25 protein-coding genes and 2 tRNA genes are annotated in these 21083 nt (G+C 67.0%); 14 read left to right on the top strand and 13 right to left on the bottom strand.

Translation table 11 applies throughout. The features are described 5' to 3' along the window. Nucleotides 1-156: 156 nt before the first annotated feature. The 3 genes from OG394_RS36615 (at nt 157) to ligD (ending at nt 3578) form a co-directional block, all read left to right on the top strand. A complete protein-coding gene (locus tag OG394_RS36615) occupies nt 157-1392 on the top strand; it encodes a helix-turn-helix transcriptional regulator (RefSeq protein WP_328991868.1) in 1236 nt (411 codons plus the stop codon). 77 nt (nt 1393-1469) lie between these two features. Beyond that, nucleotides 1470-2573, top strand: a complete 1104-nt coding sequence (locus OG394_RS36610; RefSeq protein WP_328991867.1) for a branched-chain amino acid aminotransferase — start codon at nt 1470-1472, stop codon at nt 2571-2573. Between the two features lie 39 nt (nt 2574-2612). Then, nucleotides 2613-3578, top strand: coding sequence for a non-homologous end-joining DNA ligase (ligD, locus tag OG394_RS36605; protein WP_328991866.1), 966 nt, complete (start codon nt 2613-2615; stop codon nt 3576-3578). Between the two features lie 34 nt (nt 3579-3612). On the opposite strand, the gene OG394_RS36600 is transcribed toward ligD, so the two are convergent. Then, entirely contained in the window at nt 3613-4362 is a 750-nt protein-coding gene (locus tag OG394_RS36600) for a TetR/AcrR family transcriptional regulator (protein ID WP_328991865.1), read from the bottom strand. Nucleotides 4363-4491: 129 nt separating this feature from the next. On the opposite strand from OG394_RS36600, the gene OG394_RS36595 reads away from it, so the two are divergent. Next, nucleotides 4492-5415 carry an ATP-binding cassette domain-containing protein gene (locus OG394_RS36595; protein ID WP_328991864.1) on the top strand — a complete coding sequence of 308 codons (924 nt, stop codon included), beginning with the start codon at nt 4492-4494 and terminating at the stop codon, nt 5413-5415. Continuing rightward, a complete protein-coding gene (locus OG394_RS36590) occupies nt 5412-6191 on the top strand; it encodes an ABC transporter permease (RefSeq protein WP_328991863.1) in 780 nt (259 codons plus the stop codon). Before OG394_RS36595 ends, OG394_RS36590 begins: the two co-directional genes overlap by 4 nt. Here OG394_RS36590 and OG394_RS36585 read toward each other — a convergent pair. From OG394_RS36585 to OG394_RS36565, 5 genes are read right to left on the bottom strand one after another with little or no spacing between them, the layout of a single operon-like run. Beyond that, the gene (locus OG394_RS36585) at nt 6188-6397 is read right to left on the bottom strand and encodes a helix-turn-helix domain-containing protein (protein WP_328991862.1); all 210 of its coding nucleotides are present in this window, start codon (nt 6395-6397) and stop codon (nt 6188-6190) included. The genes OG394_RS36590 and OG394_RS36585 overlap by 4 nt on opposite strands. After that, entirely contained in the window at nt 6397-6876 is a 480-nt protein-coding gene (locus tag OG394_RS36580; RefSeq protein WP_328991861.1) for a DUF2975 domain-containing protein, read from the bottom strand. The genes OG394_RS36585 and OG394_RS36580 overlap by 1 nt, the downstream gene beginning before the upstream one ends. Before the next feature lie 39 nt (nt 6877-6915). Beyond that, the gene (locus OG394_RS36575; RefSeq protein WP_328991860.1) at nt 6916-7674 is read right to left on the bottom strand and encodes an ATP-binding cassette domain-containing protein; all 759 of its coding nucleotides are present in this window, start codon (nt 7672-7674) and stop codon (nt 6916-6918) included. After that, nucleotides 7671-8663 (bottom strand): ABC transporter permease, encoded by a 993-nt coding sequence (locus OG394_RS36570; protein ID WP_328991858.1) that lies wholly within the window; start codon nt 8661-8663, stop codon nt 7671-7673. Before OG394_RS36570 ends, OG394_RS36575 begins: the two co-directional genes overlap by 4 nt. Nucleotide 8664: 1 nt before the next feature. Next, complete coding sequence (locus OG394_RS36565) at nt 8665-9684, bottom strand: substrate-binding domain-containing protein (RefSeq protein ID WP_328991857.1); 1020 nt, start codon at nt 9682-9684, stop codon at nt 8665-8667. Nucleotides 9685-9803: 119 nt separating this feature from the next. Between OG394_RS36565 and OG394_RS36560 the strand changes: the two genes are divergently transcribed. Both OG394_RS36560 and OG394_RS36555 read left to right on the top strand, forming a co-directional pair. Continuing rightward, entirely contained in the window at nt 9804-10850 is a 1047-nt protein-coding gene (locus OG394_RS36560) for a LacI family DNA-binding transcriptional regulator (RefSeq protein WP_328991855.1), read from the top strand. A 40-nt stretch (nt 10851-10890) separates the two neighbouring features. After that, nucleotides 10891-11580, top strand: a complete 690-nt coding sequence (locus tag OG394_RS36555) for a nucleoside/nucleotide kinase family protein (protein WP_328991854.1) — start codon at nt 10891-10893, stop codon at nt 11578-11580. On the opposite strand, the gene OG394_RS36550 is transcribed toward OG394_RS36555, so the two are convergent. Both OG394_RS36550 and OG394_RS36545 read right to left on the bottom strand, forming a co-directional pair. Beyond that, the gene (locus OG394_RS36550) at nt 11520-12440 is read right to left on the bottom strand and encodes a hypothetical protein (RefSeq protein ID WP_328991852.1); all 921 of its coding nucleotides are present in this window, start codon (nt 12438-12440) and stop codon (nt 11520-11522) included. The genes OG394_RS36555 and OG394_RS36550 overlap by 61 nt on opposite strands. A gap of 179 nt (nt 12441-12619) precedes the next feature. Continuing rightward, a complete protein-coding gene (locus OG394_RS36545; protein ID WP_328991851.1) occupies nt 12620-13798 on the bottom strand; it encodes a cytochrome P450 family protein in 1179 nt (392 codons plus the stop codon). Nucleotides 13799-13887: 89 nt separating this feature from the next. On the opposite strand from OG394_RS36545, the gene OG394_RS36540 reads away from it, so the two are divergent. Then, nucleotides 13888-14067, top strand: a complete 180-nt coding sequence (locus OG394_RS36540; RefSeq protein ID WP_328991850.1) for a hypothetical protein — start codon at nt 13888-13890, stop codon at nt 14065-14067. Here the strand turns inward: OG394_RS36540 and OG394_RS36535 are convergent. Further along, the gene (locus OG394_RS36535) at nt 14064-14396 is read right to left on the bottom strand and encodes a winged helix-turn-helix transcriptional regulator (RefSeq protein ID WP_328991849.1); all 333 of its coding nucleotides are present in this window, start codon (nt 14394-14396) and stop codon (nt 14064-14066) included. The genes OG394_RS36540 and OG394_RS36535 overlap by 4 nt on opposite strands. A gap of 70 nt (nt 14397-14466) precedes the next feature. On the opposite strand from OG394_RS36535, the gene OG394_RS36530 reads away from it, so the two are divergent. Genes OG394_RS36530 through OG394_RS36515 form a run of 4 tightly spaced genes read left to right on the top strand, consistent with a single transcriptional unit; the run spans nt 14467 to nt 16566 of the window. Further along, nucleotides 14467-15018, top strand: coding sequence for a carboxymuconolactone decarboxylase family protein (locus OG394_RS36530; RefSeq protein ID WP_328991848.1), 552 nt, complete (start codon nt 14467-14469; stop codon nt 15016-15018). 10 nt (nt 15019-15028) lie between these two features. Then, nucleotides 15029-15352 carry a putative quinol monooxygenase gene (locus OG394_RS36525; RefSeq protein ID WP_328991847.1) on the top strand — a complete coding sequence of 108 codons (324 nt, stop codon included), beginning with the start codon at nt 15029-15031 and terminating at the stop codon, nt 15350-15352. A 30-nt stretch (nt 15353-15382) separates the two neighbouring features. Next, a complete protein-coding gene (locus OG394_RS36520; RefSeq protein WP_328991846.1) occupies nt 15383-15865 on the top strand; it encodes a GNAT family N-acetyltransferase in 483 nt (160 codons plus the stop codon). Next, nucleotides 15862-16566 (top strand): HAD family hydrolase, encoded by a 705-nt coding sequence (locus tag OG394_RS36515; RefSeq protein WP_328991845.1) that lies wholly within the window; start codon nt 15862-15864, stop codon nt 16564-16566. The genes OG394_RS36520 and OG394_RS36515 overlap by 4 nt, the downstream gene beginning before the upstream one ends. 62 nt (nt 16567-16628) lie before the next feature. Here OG394_RS36515 and OG394_RS36510 read toward each other — a convergent pair whose 3' ends face one another. After that, complete coding sequence (locus OG394_RS36510; RefSeq protein WP_328991844.1) at nt 16629-17894, bottom strand: Fic family protein; 1266 nt, start codon at nt 17892-17894, stop codon at nt 16629-16631. Between the two features lie 188 nt (nt 17895-18082). Here OG394_RS36510 and OG394_RS36505 point away from each other — a divergent pair, with 188 nt between their 5' ends. Continuing rightward, nucleotides 18083-18703, top strand: coding sequence for a pyridoxamine 5'-phosphate oxidase family protein (locus OG394_RS36505; protein ID WP_328991842.1), 621 nt, complete (start codon nt 18083-18085; stop codon nt 18701-18703). A gap of 56 nt (nt 18704-18759) precedes the next feature. Here OG394_RS36505 and OG394_RS36500 read toward each other — a convergent pair. Together OG394_RS36500 and OG394_RS36495 are read right to left on the bottom strand one after the other, a co-directional pair. Continuing rightward, nucleotides 18760-18833 (bottom strand) — tRNA-Met (locus OG394_RS36500). Nucleotides 18834-18904: 71 nt separating this feature from the next. After that, nucleotides 18905-19888: a TolB family protein gene (locus OG394_RS36495; protein ID WP_328991840.1), complete on the bottom strand. Its 984-nt coding sequence runs from the start codon at nt 19886-19888 to the stop codon at nt 18905-18907. 278 nt (nt 19889-20166) lie between these two features. Between OG394_RS36495 and OG394_RS36490 the strand changes: the two genes are divergently transcribed. Then, nucleotides 20167-20850, top strand: coding sequence for a hypothetical protein (locus OG394_RS36490; RefSeq protein ID WP_328991838.1), 684 nt, complete (start codon nt 20167-20169; stop codon nt 20848-20850). A 77-nt stretch (nt 20851-20927) separates the two neighbouring features. Here OG394_RS36490 and OG394_RS36485 read toward each other — a convergent pair. Then, nucleotides 20928-21001 (bottom strand) — tRNA-Met (locus tag OG394_RS36485). Between the last annotated feature and the right edge of the window lie 82 nt (nt 21002-21083).

Here is a 21083-nt window from a genome sequence, read left to right as displayed (position 1 = left end):
GATCTGTGGGCTGTTCCGACAGCCCACAGAGTTCAAGCCCACAAGGGATATCGGAGATTTCCACTACGTCCTGTTCTGTCGGTCGGGGCTTGTACTGTCGTCACCGCGCACCGCAACCACCAGGCGCAACACGTCCTCGAGTGTGCGGAGGTTCCTGTGACGATTCCCAGCACGGATTCCCTGACGGAGTCCACGTTCGGCGGGCGCCTGCGGCGATGCCGGCAGGCGGCCGGGCTGAGCCTGCGGCAGCTCGCGGGCCAGGTCGGTTATGACCACAGCTATCTGTCTCAGGTCGAGCGCGGCCTGCGGCCCGGATCGGCGCACCTGGCGACGCTGTGCGATCAGCGGCTGGCCACCGGCGGCGAGCTCACCACCGCCTACCAGCAGGCCCACCCGCCGAGCCCCGCGCCGGCCACCGGCGGCAAGGTCGAGACGGAGCCGACGGCGGCGCCGAGTCTGGAATCGACGCGGCACGGGCTGACCTTCTCCTTCACCCAGGTGCCCGGCGTGCAGGAGTGGCAGGCCGTCGCCGCGGCGTACGGGCAGGACGTCTTCAGCACCGACCCGGCCGTGCTGCTGACCGAGCTGACGGCGGATCTGGAGCTACTGCGTCAGACCGTCGCCACCGACTCGAGCAGCCCGGCCGCCCTGGCGGATCCGGCCACCCGGCTGACGGTGGTGATGGCGTGGACGCTGGCCGGGCTCGGGCGAGTTCGGGAGGCCCGGCGCTGGTGGCGGACCGCCCGGGCCACCGCAGACCACAGCGCGGACCACACCGGCGATCCCGAGCTACGCCTGCTGCCGCGCGCCTGGGAGATCCTGAGCGGCTGGTCCGAGCGCAGATCCGCCGCCGAGCTGCTGCGGCTGAGCGAGGAGGCGCTCGCACAAGCCCGCGGGCCGGTCCAAGCGAGCGGTGCCGGCGTGCTGGTGGGGAAGGCGCAAGCGCTCGCACAGCTGGGCCGCGGGGCCGAGGCGCGGCAGACGCTCGCGCAGTTGGCAGAGGTGGTGCAGACGCCGGATGAGGGTTCACTGTTCGGCTGGCCGGAGTACAGGCTGCGTCATGCCGAGAGCTTGGTGTTCACCACCTTGGGCGATTACCTGGCGGCCTTCGACGCCCAGGACCGCGCCTTCGCGCTCTACCCGGCAGAGCTGTGCGGTGAGCTCGCCATGGTTCAGCTGCATCGTGCGGCCGGCCTGGTCGGCTATGGCGAGCTGACCGGCCTGGGGTTCGCAATGCGTGTTCTGCTGGAGCTACCCGCGCACTGCCACAACGAGAGGTTGTACGTCGTAGCGGGCCAGGTGCTGGCCAGTGTCCAGCCGGGAGATCTCGCGAAGTCCGTGGTGCGGGATTACCGGGAGCTGCTGGTGACCCGACCACACCTTGGCCGTTGAGTAGGGAGACACCAGTTCCGGCGGTAACGTGCCAGGACATCAGAGATCAGCAGTGATCAGCAGAGCCGGGAGTAGCAGTGCCAGACGCGTGGAAGTTCGAGGTCGAGTTGCGGGCCGATCCGGCCGCCGAAGAAGCCCGGGAGGCGATCCTGGCCGCCCCCGGCTTCGGGCAGGCCTTCACCGATCACATGGTGCTCGCGAACTGGTCGGCCGACCTCGGCTGGCATGACCCGCGCGTAACGGCGTTCGCCCCACTCAAGGTCTCCCCGGCGGCAGCGGTGTTGCACTACGCGCAGGAGATCTTCGAGGGCCTCAAGGCGTTCCGGCACGCGGACGGCTCGGTCTGGGCCTTCCGCCCGCAGGACAACGCCGCACGTTTCACGGGTAGCGCCAGGCGACTGGCACTACCCGAGCTCCCCGAGGACGAGTTCGTCGCGTCGCTGCAGGCGCTGGTCGGTGTCGACAAGCGATGGGTGCCGACCGGCGGCGAGTCCAGCCTTTACCTCCGGCCGTACATGATCGCGACCGAGGCCAGCCTGAGCGTCCGGCCTTCCCGCGAGGTGTTGTACGGCGTGATCGCCTCCCCCGCCGGGGCGTACTTCCAGTCCGGGCTGAAGCCGGTCTCCATCTGGCTCTCGACCCGCTACACCCGCGCCTCTCCGGGCGGCACGGGCGAGGCCAAGACCGGTGGCAACTACGCCGCCAGCCTCGCCGCCCAGGTCGAGGCCGTCGCCAACGGCTGCGAGCAGGTCGTCTTCCTCGACGCGGTCGAGCGCCAATGGCTGGAGGAGATCGGCAGCATGCTGCTCTTCTTCGTGCACAAGGACGGCCGGATCGTCACCCCGGAGCTGTCCGGCACGATCCTCGCCGGTATCACCCGCGCCTCGGTGATCGAGCTCGCCGCCGACCTCGGCCACAAGGTGGAAGAGCGCCGGATGAGCATCGACGAGTGGCGCGACGGTGTGGCCAGTGGCGAGATCACCGAGGTGTTCGCCTGCGGCACGGCGGCCGCGGTCACTCCGGTCGGCCGGCTGGTCTGGGAAGGCGGCGACCAGGTCATCGGCGACCACGACGTCAACGACGGCGTCGGCCCGGTCACCGCGGAAATCCGCCGTACCCTGCTCGACCTGCAATACGGCCGGACCGAGGACACCCGCAACTGGCTGACGCGCCTCGCCTGAAGCCGGGGACTGTCGACGGGTCCGGCTAGTCTCAGGGGCATGGCGACGTCCAAGGGCAAGACCCCGGCGGTGGAGCTGGAGATCGGCGACCGGACCGTGCGGATCTCGAACCCGGACCGGGTCTACTTCCCGGCCCGGGGCGAGACCAAGCTCGACCTGGTCAACTACTACCTGTCCGTGGGCGACGGCATCGTCCGTGCGCTGCGCGAGCGCCCGTGCATGCTGCACCGATTCCCCGAGGGCGTCAGCGGGGAGAAGGTGCACCAGAAACGCCTGCCCCAGGGCGCACCACCGTGGATGGAGACGGTCCGCGTCCACTTCCCGCGGTACAACCGGACCGCCGACGAGCTCTGCGTGACCGAGGTGGCGCACGTCGCCTGGGCGGTGCAGATGTCGACCGTCGAGTTCCACCCGTGGAACTCGCGCAAGGCCGATACCGAGAAGCCCGACGAGTGGCGGATCGACCTGGACCCGATGCCCGACTGCCCATTCGACCGGGTCCGGCGCGTCGCCCGCGTCGCCAAGGAGGTGCTCGACGACCTCGGCGCCACCGGCTATCCGAAGACCTCGGGCGGTTCCGGCCTGCACGTCTACGTCCGGATCAAACCCGAGCACGGCTTCTCCGACGTACGACGCGCCGCCCTGGCCTTCGCGCGCGAGGTCGAGCGGCGCGCGCCCGATGACGTCACGACGACGTGGTGGCGCAAGGACCGGGACCCGGCCAAGCTCTTCGTCGACTACAACCAGAACGCCCGGGACCACACGATCGCGAGCGCCTACTCGGTTCGCGGCAATCCCGAGGCGACGGTCTCGACGCCGATCCGGTGGGACGAGGTCGACGACGTGGACCCGAAGGCCTTCACCATCGAGACGGTCCCGGCCCGGTTCGCGGAGCTCGGCGACCTGCACGCCACCATCGACGACTCGGCGTACTCCCTCGACACCCTGCTCGAATGGGCCGACCGCGACGAAAAGGAAGGCGCCGAGGTCCCACCCGAGGAGTAGTGCGCAAGCGCCGAAGAACTTCCGGCGCAGGGCGCTAAGACGTGCGGCGGGCGATGAAGGCTTCCACTCCGTCGAGGTAGAGGCTCAGGCTGAAGGCGAATTCGGCCGCCTGCTCCTCCTCGTCGTACAGCACCTCGTCTTCGAAGACGCCGGCCGCGATCACCGCATACAAGGCCGGCATCTTCCGTGGATCGACCACGCGTGCGAGGACCTGGCCGTACTGAGAGCTGAAGGCCTCGGGATTCTCCGCGAACCCCTGCGCGAGCTCGAGGCCGAGCCGGATCTCGCCGTGCACGTGGGTCAGCAGTCCCATCACAACGCCGACCTTGTCCGGCTCGCTCAGACCCGTGTCACCGAGCGCGCCCAGTGCCTTGTCGAACCACGCGAGGTTGTGCGGGCCGATCGGCGGCGCGGTGATCGGGAGCCGGGCATACCAGGGGTGTCGGTAGATGGCGGTCAGCACGTTGTGCGCCCATTGGGTCAGGCCTTCGCGCCATTCCTGGCCGGGCGGTGGCTCGGGCGGTAGCTCCAGGGCTGCGTCGGACATCAGCGCGAGCAGTTCGTCCTTGCTCTTCACGTATCGGTAGAGCGCCATCGTCGAGTTGCCGAGGTCCGCCGCCACCCGGGCCATCGACACCGCGGCCAGGCCTTCGGCATCGGCGATCGCGATCGCGGCCCGGGTGATGTCCTCGATGGTCAAGGACGGCTTCGGCCCACGCCTCGGCCCATCGCGCAGCCCCCACAGGAGTTCGGCCTGCGGCAGCATGCCCGCTTCGTCAGTCATCCAGCACCTCTCGTCGGCCACAGTCTAGGAAGTCGGCCACGGCCCCCTGAGAACTACCGCTTGCGCTCCTTACTGCGTAGCGCCTACGCTATAAAGCGTAGCTCATACGCAGTAAGGGATGGGGAGAGCATGATCGTCGTGACAGAAGGGCTCCGGAAGGCCTACGGATCAACCGTGGTGCTGGAAGGACTGGATCTCGAGGTGGCCGAAGGTTCGGTGCTGGCGCTGCTCGGGCCGAATGGCGCGGGCAAGACCACCACCGTGCGGATCCTGACCACACTCACCCGCGCGGACGGTGGCCGCGCCGAAGTCGCCGGGTTCGACGTACACCGGGAGCCCGCCAAGGTCCGCGGGGTGATCAGTCTGACCGGGCAGTTCGCGGCGGTCGACGACCAGCAGACCGGCCGGGAGAACCTGATCATGGTCGGCCAGCTGATGCACGTCGGCCGGGCCGCCGCCCGTCGGCGCGCGCTCGACCTGCTGGAACGGTTCGACCTGACCGACGCGATGGACCGCCGCGTCGCGACGTACTCCGGAGGTATGCAACGGCGGCTCGATCTGGCCATGAGCCTGGTCGCGCAGCCGCGGGTGATATTCCTGGACGAACCGACGACGGGCCTCGATCCGGTCAGCCGTACGACGATGTGGGACGCCATCCGGGATCTCATCCGGGCCGGTACGACCATCGTGCTCACCACGCAATACCTGGAGGAGGCCGACCGCCTCGCGGACCGGATCGTGCTGCTCGACCACGGCCGGATCGTGGCCGCCGGCACCGCCGACGCGCTCAAGGCCCAGGTCGGTGGCGAGCGATTGACCTTGCATTTCCAGGAGCCGGAACAACTCGAGAAGGCCGCGCTGATCCGGCCGGACGCTCAGCGCCTGGCCGACCTCGAACTCGGCCTGGCTACGGACGGTACGGCGGCGGAGTTGCACCAGATCCTCGGCGAATTCGTTGCCGCTGGCATCGAAGTCGATCGGGTCTCGGCCCATCGCCCCACCCTCGACGACGTCTTCTTCAGCATGACCAGCAAAGCGAAGGTAAGCGCATGAGCACGATCAACCACGACCGCCCGATCAACGCCGTCACCGACAGCCTGACGATGATCGGCCGCAGCATCCGGCTGAACCGGCGCAACGCCGACACGATGGTGATGTCAGTGGTGCTGCCGCTGCTCATGATGGCCCTTTTCGTGTACGTCTTCGGCGGCGCGATCGACACCGGTACGGCGTACATCAACTACGTGGTGCCCGGCATCATCCTGCTCTGCGTCGGGTACGGCGCGGCGTCGACCGCGATGGCCGTCGCGGACGACATGAACAAGGGCATGATCGACCGGCTTCGGTCCCTGCCGATCCGCTCGTTCGCCGTACTGACCGGCCATGTCACCGCGAGCGTGGTCCGCAATGCCATCTCCACCACGATCGTGATCGGTGCCGCGATCGCGATGGGTTTCCGGCCGAGCGCGAGTCTGCTCGACTGGATCCTGACGGCGGGCCTGCTGTTGTTGTACGTGCTCGCGCTGTCCTGGCTCGCGGCCGGCCTCGGCGTGATCGCGCGATCGGTCGAATCAGCCAGCGTGCTCAGCTTCGCGATGCTCTTCCTGCCGTATCTGAGCAGCGCGTTCGTCCCGACCAACACGATGCCGTCCTTCCTGCGCGGCATCAGCGAGAACCAGCCGATCACGCCGGTCATCGAGACCGTCCGGTCGCTGCTGACCGACGCCCGCGGCACTCGCGGCTGGACCGCCCTGACCTGGTGCGTCGCCCTCCTACTCGCCTCCTTCCTACTGGCCACCACCCTCTACCGCCACCGCACCCGCAACTAGTCCTCGTCGACCCACTCGAGTAGGTCGCCGGGCTGGCACTCGAGCACGCGGCACATCGCCTCCAAAGTGCTGAATCGAACGGCTTTGGCCCGGCCGTTCTTCAGCACCGCCACGTTCGCCGGCGTGAGGCCGACCCGCTCGGCGAAGTCGCCCACACTCATCTTGCGCTTGGCCAGCTCGACATCGATCCGGACCACGATGGGCATCAGATCACCGCTTCCATGTCGGTCTGCAGGGTCGTGGCCTGGCGCAGCAAGGCGCGCAGCACCACGATCAAGAGACCGATCACGGCGACACCGACCAACCACAAGAACAGCAAGAGCGGCAGCCCGGGATCCGACGCGTTGAAGCCGACATAGAGAAAGACGCCCAGCAGCACCACCCAGGCTGCGGTGATCGCCCACACGATCGCGTCCACCCACTTCATCGACACGTCGCTGAAGATCCGGTTGCTCTTGACCAGCGAGAGCAACTTCCAGGTGGACACGACCACCACCTGAGCGCACAGCACCCAGAACACGGACACGGCAGTCGCCGGCCACCTGAGGTAAGCCATGTCCGGCGACTCCTCGGCCATGTGGGCGAACTGCCCGGGGAGCGAGAAGGTCTGGAGCATGACCAGCACCCCGAACAGCACGACCAGGAAAACGCGGAGCGGCAGCACCACTCGATGCACGGTAAGCATACATCGAGAGTCGCTCAGTTCCTATCGAATGTCAATCGATCAAACGGGGATCGGGGTGGCGCCGGTGATGAAGGAGACGACGTCGCTCATCGAGACGTCGCCGGGTTTGACGATGCCGGTGCGCTTGCCGAGGCGGTGCACGTGGATCCGGTCAGCCACCTCGAACACGGCGGGCATGTCGTGGCTGATCAGGACCACCGGCAGGCCGCGATTGCTGATCCGCTTGATCAACTCCAGCACCTGCGCCGTCTCGCGCACGCCCAGGGCCGCGGTCGGCTCGTCCATGATCACGACCTTGCTGCCGAACATGGCTGCCCGCGCGACGGCGACCGCCTGGCGCTGACCACCGGACAACGTCTCGACCGTCTGGGTGATGTCCTGGATGGTGGCGATACCGAGCGAGTCGAGCTGGTTGCGCGCCTCGGTCCGCATCGCCTTCTTGTCCAGCACCCGCAACATCCCGAACAGGCCCTCGCGGCGGATCTCCCGGCCGAGGAACAGGTTGGTCGCGATATCGAGGGCCGGCGCGACCGCCAGCGTTTGGTAGACGGTCTCGATCCCGGCCTTCCGCGCGTCCAGCGGCGAATGGAAGTGGATCTCCTGGCCGTCGAGCTGGATCGTGCCCGCGTCCGGGATCAGCGCGCCGGTCAACGCCTTGATCAGGGTCGACTTGCCGGCGCCGTTGTCCCCGACGACCGCGAGCACCTCGCCCGCTTCGAGGTCGAAGTCGGATCCGTCCAGCGCGGTGACGAATCCGTACCGCTTGACCAGACCGCGCGCGCTCAGAACCGTGCTCATGCGCTCCTCCTTCGCGTCGCCTGGTCGAAGGCAACGGCCGCGATCACCAGTACGCCGGTAGCGAGGTTCTGGTAGTTCGAATCGATACCCATCTGCGTCAACCCGCTGCGCAGCACTGCCACGATCAGCGCGCCGACGACCGTGCCGACCACACCACCGCGCCCACCGAACAGGCTGGTGCCACCGATGACCACGGCGGTGATGCTGTCGAGATTGCCCGTCTGGTACGCGTTCGGATCGGCGGTCGGCGTACGTCCGAGGGCCATCCAGGCCGCGAACGCGTAGACGACGCCGGCCACGGCGTACACGCTGATCAGGGTGCGGTCGATGTGGATACCCGTCAGCCGCGCGGCCTCGGGCTCGTTACCGACGGCGTACACATGACGGCCCCACGCGGTCTTAGCGAGCACGAACCAGAGCAGCACGAACAGCATGGCCGCGAGCACCATGCCCATCGTGAACTGGACCCGGCCGAACAGGTAGAGCGAGGTGCCGAGCCAAGTGAGCAGTCCGTCCGGCACAGGCCACGTGGTGCCCTGGCTGTACAGGCTGGTCACGGCCGTCATCACCGCGAGCATGCCAAGCGTGACGATGAACGGCGGCAACTTGATCCGGCTGACCAGCAGACCGGACAGCGTCGCCACCACCGCACAGCCGATCAGGCCCGCGAACAGGCCGACCGGCCCGGGCAGATCGCCGGTCACCAGCCTGGTCATCAGCACGGTGCCGAAGACGGCGATGGCCGCGTTGGCCAGGTCGATACCGCCCGTCAGGATCACCAGGGTCTGACCGAGTGCCAGCGTGCCGACGACGACCGACTGCTGAATGATGATCGAGAAGTTGTCGACACTCGCGAACGTGCTGGTCGCGAACGAGAAGAACACGATCGCGACCACCAGTGCCGCGGTCGGCCCGAGGACCGGGTTCCGGGCGAACAGCGCCCGGGCCCGATCTCCTCGCGTCGTATCCAGAGCCAAAGCTGTCGACATATCAGCCCCAGCAGTTCTGCGCGCCCCAGGTGGTGTCCTTCGACTCCTGCCCGGCGACCGGCTTGTCGGTGATCAAGGTGGCGCCGGTGTCGACGAATCCGGACGGCTTCTTGCCCGTCTTGGCGTAGTCGATCACCGCGGTGACGCCGTCCTCGGACATCTTCTTCGGGAACTGCATCACGGTCGCGACGAACAACCCGTTCTTGACGTCCTGCACACCCTGGCAGCCACCGTCGATCGCGCCGACCAGCACCTTGCCGGTCAGAGCGCGCTCCTTCAGGGCCTGGTACGCACCACGCGCGGCCGGCTCGTTGATGTTGTAGACGGCGTTGACCTGGCTACCGGCACGCTGCAAGAGGTTCTCCATCGCCTGCTGGGCCTTGGTCTGGTCGCCCTGGGTCAGCGCACTGCCGATCACGGCCGGCGTCTTCAGCGGCAGACCCATGCCCTCGAGGAAACCGTTGTGCCGGGCGATACCGACCGACGCGCTCGGGTCGAGGTCCATCATCAGCAGCTGCGGCGGAGTGGATCCGAGGCGCGCCTTCACGTACGCGCCGAGCAGCCGGCCGGCCTGCTCGTTGTCGGTCGCATACGTCGCGGAGACGGCGTCGGCGGGCACGGTCGCGGTGTCGAGGGCGATCACCAGTACACCCTGCGACTCCGCCTGCTTGACCGCACCGATCACACCGGCGGAGTTGCTCGGGGTGATCAGGATGCCCTTGACGCCTTGCTGTACGAGGTTCTGGATGGCGGTGACCTGACCCTCGTTGTCGCCGTCGAACTTCCCGGCCAGCGCGATCAGGGTCGCGCCCTTGGCCTCGGCCGCGGCCTTCGCCGACTCGCGCAACTTCACGAAGTACGGGTTGGACTCGGTCTTGGTGACCAGGCCGATCTTCACCGGACCGCTGTCAGCGGTATCCGACGCCGACCCGGGCCCCGAGGTCTTGGTCGTCGTACAGGCGCTCAGCGCGAGCGCTCCGGCGCAGACGAGCGCCGACGCCACGATGCTGGACCGTTTCATGGGTGGGACCTCCAGAGAGATGAGCCGTGTATCGGTGCAACGCTAGGAACGGCGGCGGGGTCGCGGAAGGATTTGCGCAAACCGTTGCGCAATTCGTCCGGGCTGGGCATCCTCCACTCATGACCGATCCACGCCGGCGAGCTCGGCTGGCCGATGTGGCCGGCCTCGCAGGCGTGTCCATCACCACCGTTTCGCATGTCGTCAACGGCACCCGGTACGTCGCACCCGCGACGCGTGAGCGGGTCCGGGAGGCGCTCGCGTCGCTGGATTACGCACCACCCGCGCCGGTCACCGCGAAGTCGTCCGGCCGGGCCATCGGGCTCGCCATCACCGGCGCCTCCAACCCGTACTTCGGCGATCTGATCGCGGGCGTCGAGTCCGAGGCGAGCCGGGCCGGGTTCGCGTTGTTGCTCTGCGACACCCACGACGATTCCGCGCTCGAGGCGAACGCGGTCACCACGCTGCTCTCGCACAACGTGGAGGCGGTCATCCTCGCGCCGACGGCCGGCTGGGAGGCGGCGACCTTGCCGGCCTTGCGGAAACACCAGACGCCGTTCGTGCTGGTCGACCGGATGAGCGATGTGCGGTGCGACCAAGTCGGTACGGAGAACGAGTCCGTCTCCTTCGCCCTGGTCGACCATCTGATCGAGACGGGCCATCGCCGGATCGGCATGCTCGCGGGTCTGGCCGGTCTGTCGACCACCAGCGAACGCATCAACGGGTATGCCCGGGCGCTGGAGCATTCGGGGATTCCCCGCGATGACCGGCTGGTCGTCTCGGCGCAGTCCACGGTCGACGGCGGCCGGGCCGGCGTGCGATCGCTGCTGCGGCAACCGGTCCCACCGACCGCGATCTTCAGCGCGAACAACGCGATGACGATCGGCGCGTTGCTCGCGCTCAAGGAGACGGGCCTGCGGATTCCGGCGGACCTCGCGCTGGTCACGTTCGACGACTTCGAGTGGGCGTCGGCGATCTCGCCCGCGCTCACCGCGGTGGCCCAGCCGTTCCACGCGATGGGCGCGCGGGCGGTGCAGTTGCTGCTCCGGCGACTGGCCGATCCGTTCGCGCCGCGCCGTACTGAGAGACTGCCTGCCGAGATCGAGCACCGCGAAAGCTGCGGCTGCCGATCGGCCGGATCAACCCATCCCGAGGCGGCTACCCGTTGAGAGGCGGCTACGCGTTGACCTACTCCGAGGCGGCTCTGCGATGACCTTGCGACTCGACCTGTCCACGGCGTTTCCGCGGGCGGTCGGACTGACCCGCGGCCGGGCGATTCTCGGCATCACCGGATCACCCGGCGCCGGCAAATCGACGTACGCCGAGGAGCTGGTGCGCGACCTGACCATCCTCGGGCACAAGGTGGCACTGGTGCCGATGGACGGGTTCCACCTGTCGCAGGCCGCCTTGGACGAGCGCGGTCTCGGGCCGGTCAAGGGCGCGCCGCAGACCTTCGACGCCAGTGGGTACGTCGCTCTGCTGCGGCGCCTGCGCGATCCGGACGACTCGGTGGTGTGGGCGCCACGGTTCGACCGGGGGCTGGAGGATCCGATCGCGGCGAGTATCCCGATCGGGCCCGACGTGACGCTGGTGGTGACCGAAGGGAACTACCTGCTGTACGAAAAGGGGCCCTGGGCAACGGTTCGGCCCTTGCTCGACGAGTGCTGGTATGTCGATCTCGACGAGGCCGAACGCCATCGACGGCTCGAGGCCAGACATCGCCGATTCGGCCGTACGCCGGAGCAGGCGCACGAGCGGACGATGGGCAGCGACGAGACGAACGCCCGCCTCATCGCCGCGACGGCCTCGCGCGCGGACGCCGTACTCCAGGTCGGTGATCAGACGCGCATGCCCTTGGCGAACGCCTCGCTGAACACCACGGACTCGTCGCCTTCGTAGCCCCAGGGCTGCGTAGTGATCCGGCCCTGCATCGCGTCGACGTGTTCCATCGCGAGCTCCGGCTCACGGTAGAGCCGCAGCACGTAGGCGAACGCGCTGTGGGCTTCGAGGTCGTACGGCTCGGCCTGCCGGTCGGGTTGCAGCCAGGCGGCGCGGGCGGCGAGCACTGCGGGTTTGAACTGATCCACCTTGTGTTGTCCCTGCGGGTCCGCGTTCAGCTCTGCCTGGACCAGCGCGTTGATCGCGTTCAGCGCCCGGCCCGGCTTCGCCCTGTTGGCCGCCTCCTGGCCGAACCGGATCAAGTCGTCGAGGCTGCCGCCCGAACGCGGCGCGAGCACTTGGACCCGGCCGGCGTGTACGGCGTAGCAGTCGGGCTGACGGACGAGGCCCTGGTTGAAGACGTACTGCTTGTCCTCGAGCGGTACCTCCAGACCGAGCGCGACCGATTGCAGCACCGCCCAGGGCGCCGAGTCGTCCTGCGCCGCCTCGACCGCGTCCCACAGAATCAGGCGGGCCGATTCGAGCAGCGTGCGGAACGTTGCGGCCTCGGCTATCGGACGACGACGAGCCGCCCAGGCCTCGAACACCTTCGTCTGCGCGAGCCAGAGCAACAGGTCCGGATCCTGTGGCGATTCCATCAACTGGGTCTCGAGCTGTTCGCCATGACCGACCGCCGCCCGGCCTAGACCAGTGACCCGCAGGCAGCGCAGATCCGTACATTGCGGGGTCGCCTTCAGCAGCGCCCGGCCGGCCTCGAGATCACCGTCTCGCGTTGCCTGAAAGGCCGAATCGAGCTCGGGATCATCCCAGGATCGGTCGACCACCACGTCGACCTTTGGCTTGCGCGAGAAGATTCCCATGCTCCGGATCGTAGGCCGCGGCAGGTTCTGGCAGGGGCCGCATGCGGCAAGATCATTACAGTGCCTATTCGATCGTGGTGTCAGCAGCTGACATGACCCGTTTCCCGGGTTACGTTCTAAGTCCCCCCCAAAGTGTGGATCGTCCCATCCCCCCGGGACCCACACCTGAACGCCCCGGTCTACGGACCGGGGCGTTCAGTTTTTCCGCTCTTCCCATAGGTGACAGGCAGTGCGAGCAATCCCCTCGTCCGCATCGACGGGCGCCAACGGATCTCGTCGCGCGGTACGGCGAGCGCGAGTGCGGGCAGTCGGTCGAGCACTGCAGCGAGTGCCATCTCGGTCTCGAGCCGCGCGAGGGGTGCACCAACGCAGTAGTGGATGCCGTGACCGAGCGCTAGGTGGCCGGTCGCGTTGCGTCGCAGATCGAGGCGTTCGGGTTCGGCGAATCGGCTCGGGTCGTGATTCGCCCCGCCGAGCGAGAGCAGCACGGTCTCGCCCTGCGGAATCGTCACGCCACCGATCTCGACATCGCTCAGCGGAAAGCGGCGGACGGCCAGCGGCGCCGGCCCGTCGTACCGCGCGAACTCCTCGATCGCCGCCGGTAGCAGCGACCTCTCGGCCTGCAACGCCTTCAGCTGCTCCGGGTTGTCCAGCAAGCCCAGGATCGCGTTGCCGATGAGGTGTACGACGTTCTCGTAACCGGCGAACAGGATGAGGAACGCGAGCGAGGTCAGCTCGTCTTCGCTCAGCCGATCGTCTTCGTCGCGGGCGGCGATCATCGCGGTCAGCAGGTCGTCGCCGGGCTCGGCTCGCTTGCGCGCGATCAGGGCCGGGTAGAAGCGCATCATCGCGCCGATCGCCTCTTTGGCCTGCTGAGGCTTCGCGGGATCCGGTGCCACCAGCGCGTCGGTCCAGGCGCGGAAGTCGGTCCGATCCTCGGCGGGAATCCCGAGCAGGTCGCAGATGACCATGATCGGCAGTGGCGCCGCGAACTCGCCGACCAGGTCTGCGTGGTCCTTGGTGACTAGGTCGTCCAATAGGTCGTTGGCGATCTGGTGGATCGGCTCGCGGAGCTGCTCGACTCGGCCGGCGGTGAAGGCTTTAGTGACGAGTTTGCGGATCCGTGTGTGGTCGGGCGGATCCATGTTGAGCAGGTTCACGTCTAGTGCCGGTGGCAGGGATAGCCCGCTGTACATGCCTGGGAGCGCGTTGCTCTTGTCGAGCGACAGACGCGGGTCTGCGAGGGCCTGCCGGACTTCGTCGTACCGGGTGATCAGCCAGGCGGGCTTCCCGTCGGTGCCGGTTGTTCGGTACGGCAGTTTTGGCTGAGCTTGAGCCTGATTCTGGGAAGTCGGCATATTTCCTCGGCGGTTGATGTCTAAAACGGGATGGCTGCTTCGACGTACCAGTAAGAGCAAGAAACGGTACTAGCCAGGGAGAGGTCAGCATGTCCGAGAACACAGAGCGCCAGATGATCATCACCATGCTGGCCGAAGGAAACCCCGTCTGGTTCGTCGCGGGAATGGTGCACAAGAGCAGCCACGAGGTCTACGTGATCGGCCGCTCCGCCGGCTACCCGGACCGCGCCAAGCTGCGTACGGCCGTCTACCGGGCAGCAGCCGCCTAACTACTCTCTGCGGCTTGTTCCGCCCAGCGGTTCGCCCAAGTTTGGAGCGGGCTCAGAGCTTCGTAGAGGTCTCTGCCGAGTGGCGTGAGCTGGTGAGCCTTCGAGTCGTCCTGCTCGACAATCCCGGCCTCACGCAGCTCACCGAGTCTGGTGTTCAGCACAGTCGGCGATAAGTCGCCACACCGTTGCTGGAGCGCACGGAATCCGACCGGACCACCTTGCAGCTCCCAGAGGATCCGCAGAGTCCACCGGCGGCCCAGGAGATCCAGGGCCGCCATGATCGGCCGACCAGTGGTCGATCCCCTGACCGGCTTGCCTGGTCTCACCATATTTTTCCTCCTTGTGCTACTGGAAGCGTAGCGCTACGTTTTCCGTATCACGTTTATGGAGGAGGCCGCCTTGTCTGACCTACTGTCGCCACTTGCACCGCCGTACGACCCCGACACGGAAGCGCTGCTGGCGAAGCTGATGCCGCCGGGTAGCGGGTTCGAGCCGCTAAGGCTGTTCCGCCTGCTGGCCGTCCACCGCGACCTGGCCGACCGGGTCCGCCCAATGGCGTCAGGCCTGCTCAACAAGGGCCTGCTGCCGGCTCGGGACCGCGAGATCGTGATCTGCCGTACGACGGCCCGGTCCGGCGCGGAATACGAATGGGGTATCCACGCGGTCATCTACGGACCGGTCGTCGGACTCTCGCCAGAATTCCTGGACGCATTGGCGTCCGAGGAGGCCACAGCCTTCGACGGTCACGACCGGCTACTAGTAGATGCCGTAGACGAACTGCTGTCGCCCCAACCGGCTTTGACCCCTGCAACGCTTACTGCGCTCAGAGCCGTCTACACCGAGGCCCAAGTGCTGGAACTACTTCTACTCGCCGGGTGGTACCGGACGTTGTCGACGATGATCCTGTCCGCCGAACTGCCTCGGGAGACCTGGGCTGCGCGATTCCCCTAACCTGGTTCGAATGATCTTCATTACGGCCAAGTTCCCCCTCAAGCCCGAGCATGCCGACGACTGGCCGGCGCTCGCCGCCTCGTTCACCGAAGGCACCCGGTCCGAGCCCGGCTGCCTGTGGTTCGAGTGGTCGCGCAGTGTCGACGACCCGAACGAGTACGTCATCGTCGAGGCCTTCCGCGACGACGAGGCCGCCGTCGCCCACGTCACGTCCGAGCACTTCAAGACCGCCCAGCAGGAACTCCCCCAATACCTCGCCGCCACCCCGCGCATCGTCAACTTCAAGCTCCCCCAAGACACCTGGTCCGAACTGGGCGAGTTCAAGGTCAACTAACTCGGTTGCGGCTCCACATACGGTTTACCCATGCCTGAGTTGCAACGCCTCCGACTAGACCATGGCCCGGCCGTGCTCGCCTTCGAACGGGAGAACCGGGCGTACTTCGCCAAGACCGTCCCCGACCGCGGCGATGCGTACTTCGCCGAGTTCGACGTACGGCTCGCTGCCCTTCTCGCTGAGCAGGCCACGGGCGTATGCCAGTTCCATGTGCTGGTGGAAGCCGACGAGATCATCGGCCGCTTCAACCTGGTAGACCTCGCAGACGGCTCTGCCGAACTCGGCTTCCGCCTAGCCGAAAAGGCCACCGGCAAAGGCCTCGCGACGACCACAGTCCGCTCTCTCTGCGACCTGGCCGTCCGCGACTACGGCCTGACCTCACTCCGCGCCGGCACCACCGTCACCAACACCGCCTCCCAGGCCGTCCTAACCCGCCTAGGCTTCACCCCCACCGGCGAAACCACCCTAAGCGGCACCCCCGGCCTCACCTACACCCTGAACCTCGTTTCGTGAAAGCCGTCGTCTTCGACTTCTTCGGCACCCTGAGCGACCCGAGCGCCGAATCCGGCCGCGAGGAGCTCTACCGCGCCACAGGCCAGGTCCTCGGCGTCGACCCGGCGAAGTTCTGGACCGAGATGTCCGCCAGTTTCGCGGACCGAATCACCGGACGCCTGGGCGACACCAACGCCACCCTCGCGGAAGTCGCCGCACGCTGTGGCGGCAGCCCGAGTCCGGAGAACCTCGCCGAGGCCGTCGTACTGCAACTGGCGAACGCCGCTCTCGTGCAACGCCCACACCCCAAGGCGTACGACGTCCTCTCGTGGGTCCGGGCGCGCGGTCTCCGTACGGCGCTGGTCTCCGACTGCAGCAGCGAACTGGTCGAACTGTGGCCGCACCACCCGCTGGCGCCTCTGCTCGATGAGGCCGTCTTCTCCTGGGAACAGGGCTATCGCAAGCCGGATGCGCGAATGTTCACCACTGCCGTCGACCGACTGGGTCTGTCCCGGGAGGACTGCTGGTACGTCGGCGACGGCGGCGGACGTGAGATTTACGGCTCCGCCCAAGCCGGCCTAACCCCAATCCTGGTCACCAACGCCCACTACCCCGGCGCGGCGGCCTTCCGCGACGCCCCCGACAACCACCTACCAACCCACCACATCCCAGACCTAAGCGCCCTGCCCGACCTCATGTCAACGTTCGGTGTTCGGTCCTGACCGAACACCGAACGCCGACGCTTACTAGCGAGGACAGGACTTGGGGCGGAAGATGCTGCCAGCTACCAGTCCGTGCGGGCGCGCATCGCAATCCGCACTCCGAGGTCATCCAGCTCGGCCAGCAGACTTCCCGCGCCCCACACCTGATCCCGCTTGCGGTTCGTCAGGGGTCGAACGACCTCCGCCGCGCTCAACCGTTCGATCGCGCGATAGGCCGATGTCGTCGAGATGCCGAGGCGGCGCTCTAGGTCGCCGGCGGTGAAGATCGGCTCGGTCGCGAGGCTCGCGATGACCAACGCGGTCGCGCTGGACCGGCGGGGGTGGCCGACCTGGTCGTGCCATTGTTCCGGCATGACAGCCAGGCGATCTGCCGTGGTGTTGGCTTCCTCGGCGGCGATCAAAGCTGACCGAGCAAAGGCGTCGACGATGGAGGCGCCATCGCCGCGACGGTAGGCGTTGAGGGAATCGAAGTAGCGGTCCCGCTGAGCGACCAACGCTGAAGCAATGGGCACGACGATGTTCCGGGCTACGCCGCGATAACGAATGATCGTGGCGGCGAGGGCGCGGCCGATCCGGCCGTTGCCGTCAGTGAAGGGGTGGATCGACTCGAACTGCGCGTGAGCGACTGCGGCCTGTGCGATCACCGGCACGTCGGTCCGGTTCGAGAAGCGGATGAGGTCCGCCATCTTTTCCTCGACCAACTCGGCCGGCGGCGGCACGTACAAAGCGCCGCGCGGCGAGAAATCGGATCCACCGATCCAGTTCTGCACCTCGCGCCATCGCCCGGCATACCTGGCCTCGTGAAGGTCCTCAGCCATTAGCTGAGCATGGGCGCTGGTGATTCCCTCTGCGTCGATAGGTCCGCCGAGAAGCCGATCCATTGCTCCACCCGCTGCCACCATGGAAGTGGCCGACGCGTTCGACTTGATGCCGTGCAGAGCCCGGGCGTAGTCCTCGACCGTGGCCTCTTCGTGCTCGATCTTTGACGACGCCACAGACTCGGCGCGGAGCAGGAGCGTCGCGAGCGGGCGGAGATGTTCGCCACGGGTGGCATCCAGCGCCGCGATAGCTCGGACCGCGTCGTCACATTCCGAGGTGAGCTCGCCGGGGATCGCCAACGAGAGCGCGTCGATGTCTGGTGGGATCGACGTGACGACACTGCGCACCTTCCGGTCCTCGATCGAGCCGCCACGGGTCACCTGATGCCAAGCGACCTTGTGGGCAAGGTGCGGTGGAATGTCGAGCCGGCCGGTGAGCTCGCCTGGATCGGACGGGTCCGGCGACCCGGCACGGAGGCGCCGGGACGGCTCGAAGAGGCCATCTTTCATGAAAACAGGGTAGCCGCTATTCCCACTTAGTAAGCATAAGTGGGAATAGCGGACCCTCTATTCCCACTTGCCCGCTCGGACCGCGTCGTCACTCGTCTCGACGGGGGCCGGTGTGGGGGTAACACTGTGGCTGAGGGTGGGCGCGTTGACCGATCGGTTTGGGTGACCTTGCCTCGTCTGGAGGGGAGATGGCGTCCGGGTTTCATGACGGCAGTCGGTCGCTGCAGGATCGGTTCGATACGCGGGCGCTGGCGGACCGTATCGATGGGCTGCTCGTTGGCGACACCATCAGCGAGGGCGATCGTGCCTTCATCGAGGCTCGCGACATGTTCTTCCTCGCGACGGCCGACGCCGAGGGACGACCGACGTGTTCCTACAAGGGCGGCGAGCCGGGGTTCGTCCGCGTGCTGGATCCGCAAACGGTGGTCTTTCCCAACTACGACGGGAACGGCATGTACCTGTCCGCCGGCAACATCCTGGTGAATCCAGACGTCGGGATGCTGTTCATCGACTTCGAGCGAGGCCACCGGATGCGACTGGACGGCGTGGCGAGTATCGACCTGGCTGACCCGCTTCGGGACGACTATCCCGAGGCCCAGTTCGTCGTACGGGTCCGTCCGCGAGCCGTCTATCCGAACTGTCCGCGCTACATCCACCGCTACGAGCTCGTACGGCGGTCCCGGTTTGTGCCACACAACGACTGCCTGACGCCGGTCCCGGAGTGGAAGCGCTCAGACTGGGCGATCGACGCGCTGCCCGCGCAGGACCCGGCCCGCGATCCAGGAGAACGCGACGTGCTCGGCAGATGAGATCAAGGTCTACCTAAAGACGAAGGCCCGGACCGTGTGGTCCGGGCCTTCCTTTGTAGCGGGGACAGGATTTGAACCTGTGACCTCTGGGTTATGAGCCCAGCGAGCTACCGAGCTGCTCCACCCCGCGCCGCTGTCTTACAACCAGGAGTCTATGGGATGGCCGTTGCGCAACCAAATCGAGCTCACCCGCCGGCCACTTCAGCGGGGCTTGGGACGCCAAACCGAAGCCAAGTCGTCCACGGCGGGCGTGTTGGTCAGGTTCTTCGCGCCGGTGCCGTCGAGGTTCATCACGTAGATGTCCTCGGGCGCGAGTTCTCCGCCCGGCGGCGGATCCTTCGTGAACGTGAGCCTGGTGCCGTCCGGCGAGAACGTCGGCCGGACGTTGTCGCCGGAGTCCGCGGTGAGCTGCTTCTTCTGCGTCCCGTCAGCATTCATGATCCAGAGGTTGGCCAGCTGGACGCAGATCGGGCAGACATTGTCGTTGAACGCGATCTGGTGTCCGGACGGTGACCAGTCCGGCTCGACAGCCTGCATCTCCCACGGGGTCAGCTGCTGCAGGCCCGACCCATCCAGGTTCATCACGTGGATGGCCCGCTGGTCGTCGGGGAAGCAGCCGCGGGTCCGGGTGAACACGACCCGAAGGCCGTCCGGCGAGATGTGCGCCTGCAGATCGATAAACGCAGGGTCGGAGGTCAACGGCGTGACGTCGGTGCCGTCGGCGTCCATCACGAACAGATGGAAGGGGGGCAGGACCGTGGTGCTGGGATCACAGGGCGGGGTCCCGTCCCGGGTGCTGGTGAAGACGAGCTTCGAACCATCGGGGGACCAATCGGGGAAGGTGTCGCTGGCCGGGTGGTTGGTCAGCCGGGTGGGGTTCGAACCGTCGTGGTTCATCAAGTAGATCTCGCGCTGGCCGTCGCGGAGGCTGCTGAAGACAATCTTGCTGCCGTCGGGCGACCAGCGCGGTCCGGTGTCGGATCCCGGGCTGTTCGTGAGATTGCGCTTAGTGGTCCCGCCGGGGCTCATCGTGAAGATGTCGTAGTTGCCCGGGCTATTGCTGACGAACGCAATGCGGCCGCCGTTGTCCGCCGGAAATGTCGCCGCCGAAGGTCCGGCTGCAACGAACACCTGAGCCACCGCCATGCTGCCAAGAGCACTCGCGGCGAACAGAACTCTGCGCATCTTCCCCGCCCCCTGACCACGTCACGAACTGACTTGGTCCCGCCGGAGCGGAGCGAGCCGTCAAGCACCTTCCAGCATCTCACTCGCCCGCACGCTGTCAATCGGTGAACCAAATGTGGCCGCCCCCCTCCTGGCCTGCGCCCTCGCGGCGACGGCTGAGGCGATGTTTCGGGCTGACCGCGAGTTCTTACGGTTCGTGGACGTCCGGGCCGTGCTGTTCCCAACGACCGCACCGCAGGCGGATGGTCAGACCAGGACGATCAGATCTGGGAGGGACCATGACGAAGACAACCAAATGGAGGACCCTGTTCGCGGCCGTTGCCATGACCGCGACCCTCGCGCTCGTCGCCGCAGCACCGCCTGCCTGGGCGGCACCACCGGATCAGGCCGACGCCGTGGAGGTCTACGAGGGCGACGTGTTCGTCATCGTCGGGTCGACGCTACGGAACCCGGACGCGACGACCGACCCGTCCGCCCCACTGTTCAACAACGCAGGCGTGAACCTGAACCTCACCTGGGGGGCCTGGTCCGCGGCATCGGCGACCTCAGCGGTGCGCACGAGTGGCAAGTCGAACGCCCGCACGGACGTCCGACTGAGGTTCAGCGGTTTGGTCCCGGGAGGGGTCTACTCCGTCTTCTGGGGTACGCTCAACCCCGATTCGGAGAATCCCCTGTGTCCCGGCGTCGAACGGACACTGGCCCTGCCCAGCGTCGACCCGGGCCAACTGCCGGACGCCTCGTCCTTCGTGGCAGGTTCCGACGGCACGGCCGCGTTCCGAGGGGGCCTCGACGGGGACCTTCTGACCGCGAGCCAGGTGTTCTTCAGCATCATCTACCACTTCGACGGTCAGACCTGGGGCTCACTGCCAAACCGTGGCGAGTTCCAAACGCAGGGCGCGGAGTGCAGGAGCAGCTTCGGCGACGACGCCATGCGCCACCTCCTCATCTTGCAGAAGTGGTGACGGCGACCGTCTGACGACCGGGTCAAGTCTCAAATGCATTCAGGCCCGGAATCCGTGGATTCCGGGCCTGAATGAAGTAGCGGGGGCAGGATTTGAACCTGCGACCTCTGGGTTATGAGCCCAGCGAGCTACCGAGCTGCTCCACCCCGCGCCGCTGTCTTACGGCTTCAGCCTAGTCGATCCGTGGGGCGCAACCAAATCGAATACCCGTGCGGGCCGGAAAACCCGGTGCC

This window comes from Kribbella sp. NBC_01245 (assembly GCF_036226525.1).
In the GTDB taxonomy this organism is placed as follows: Bacteria; Actinomycetota; Actinomycetes; order Propionibacteriales; family Kribbellaceae; genus Kribbella.
The sequence above is the reverse complement of the archived record's forward strand: the minus strand, read 5'-3'. Positions and strand labels throughout refer to the sequence as shown.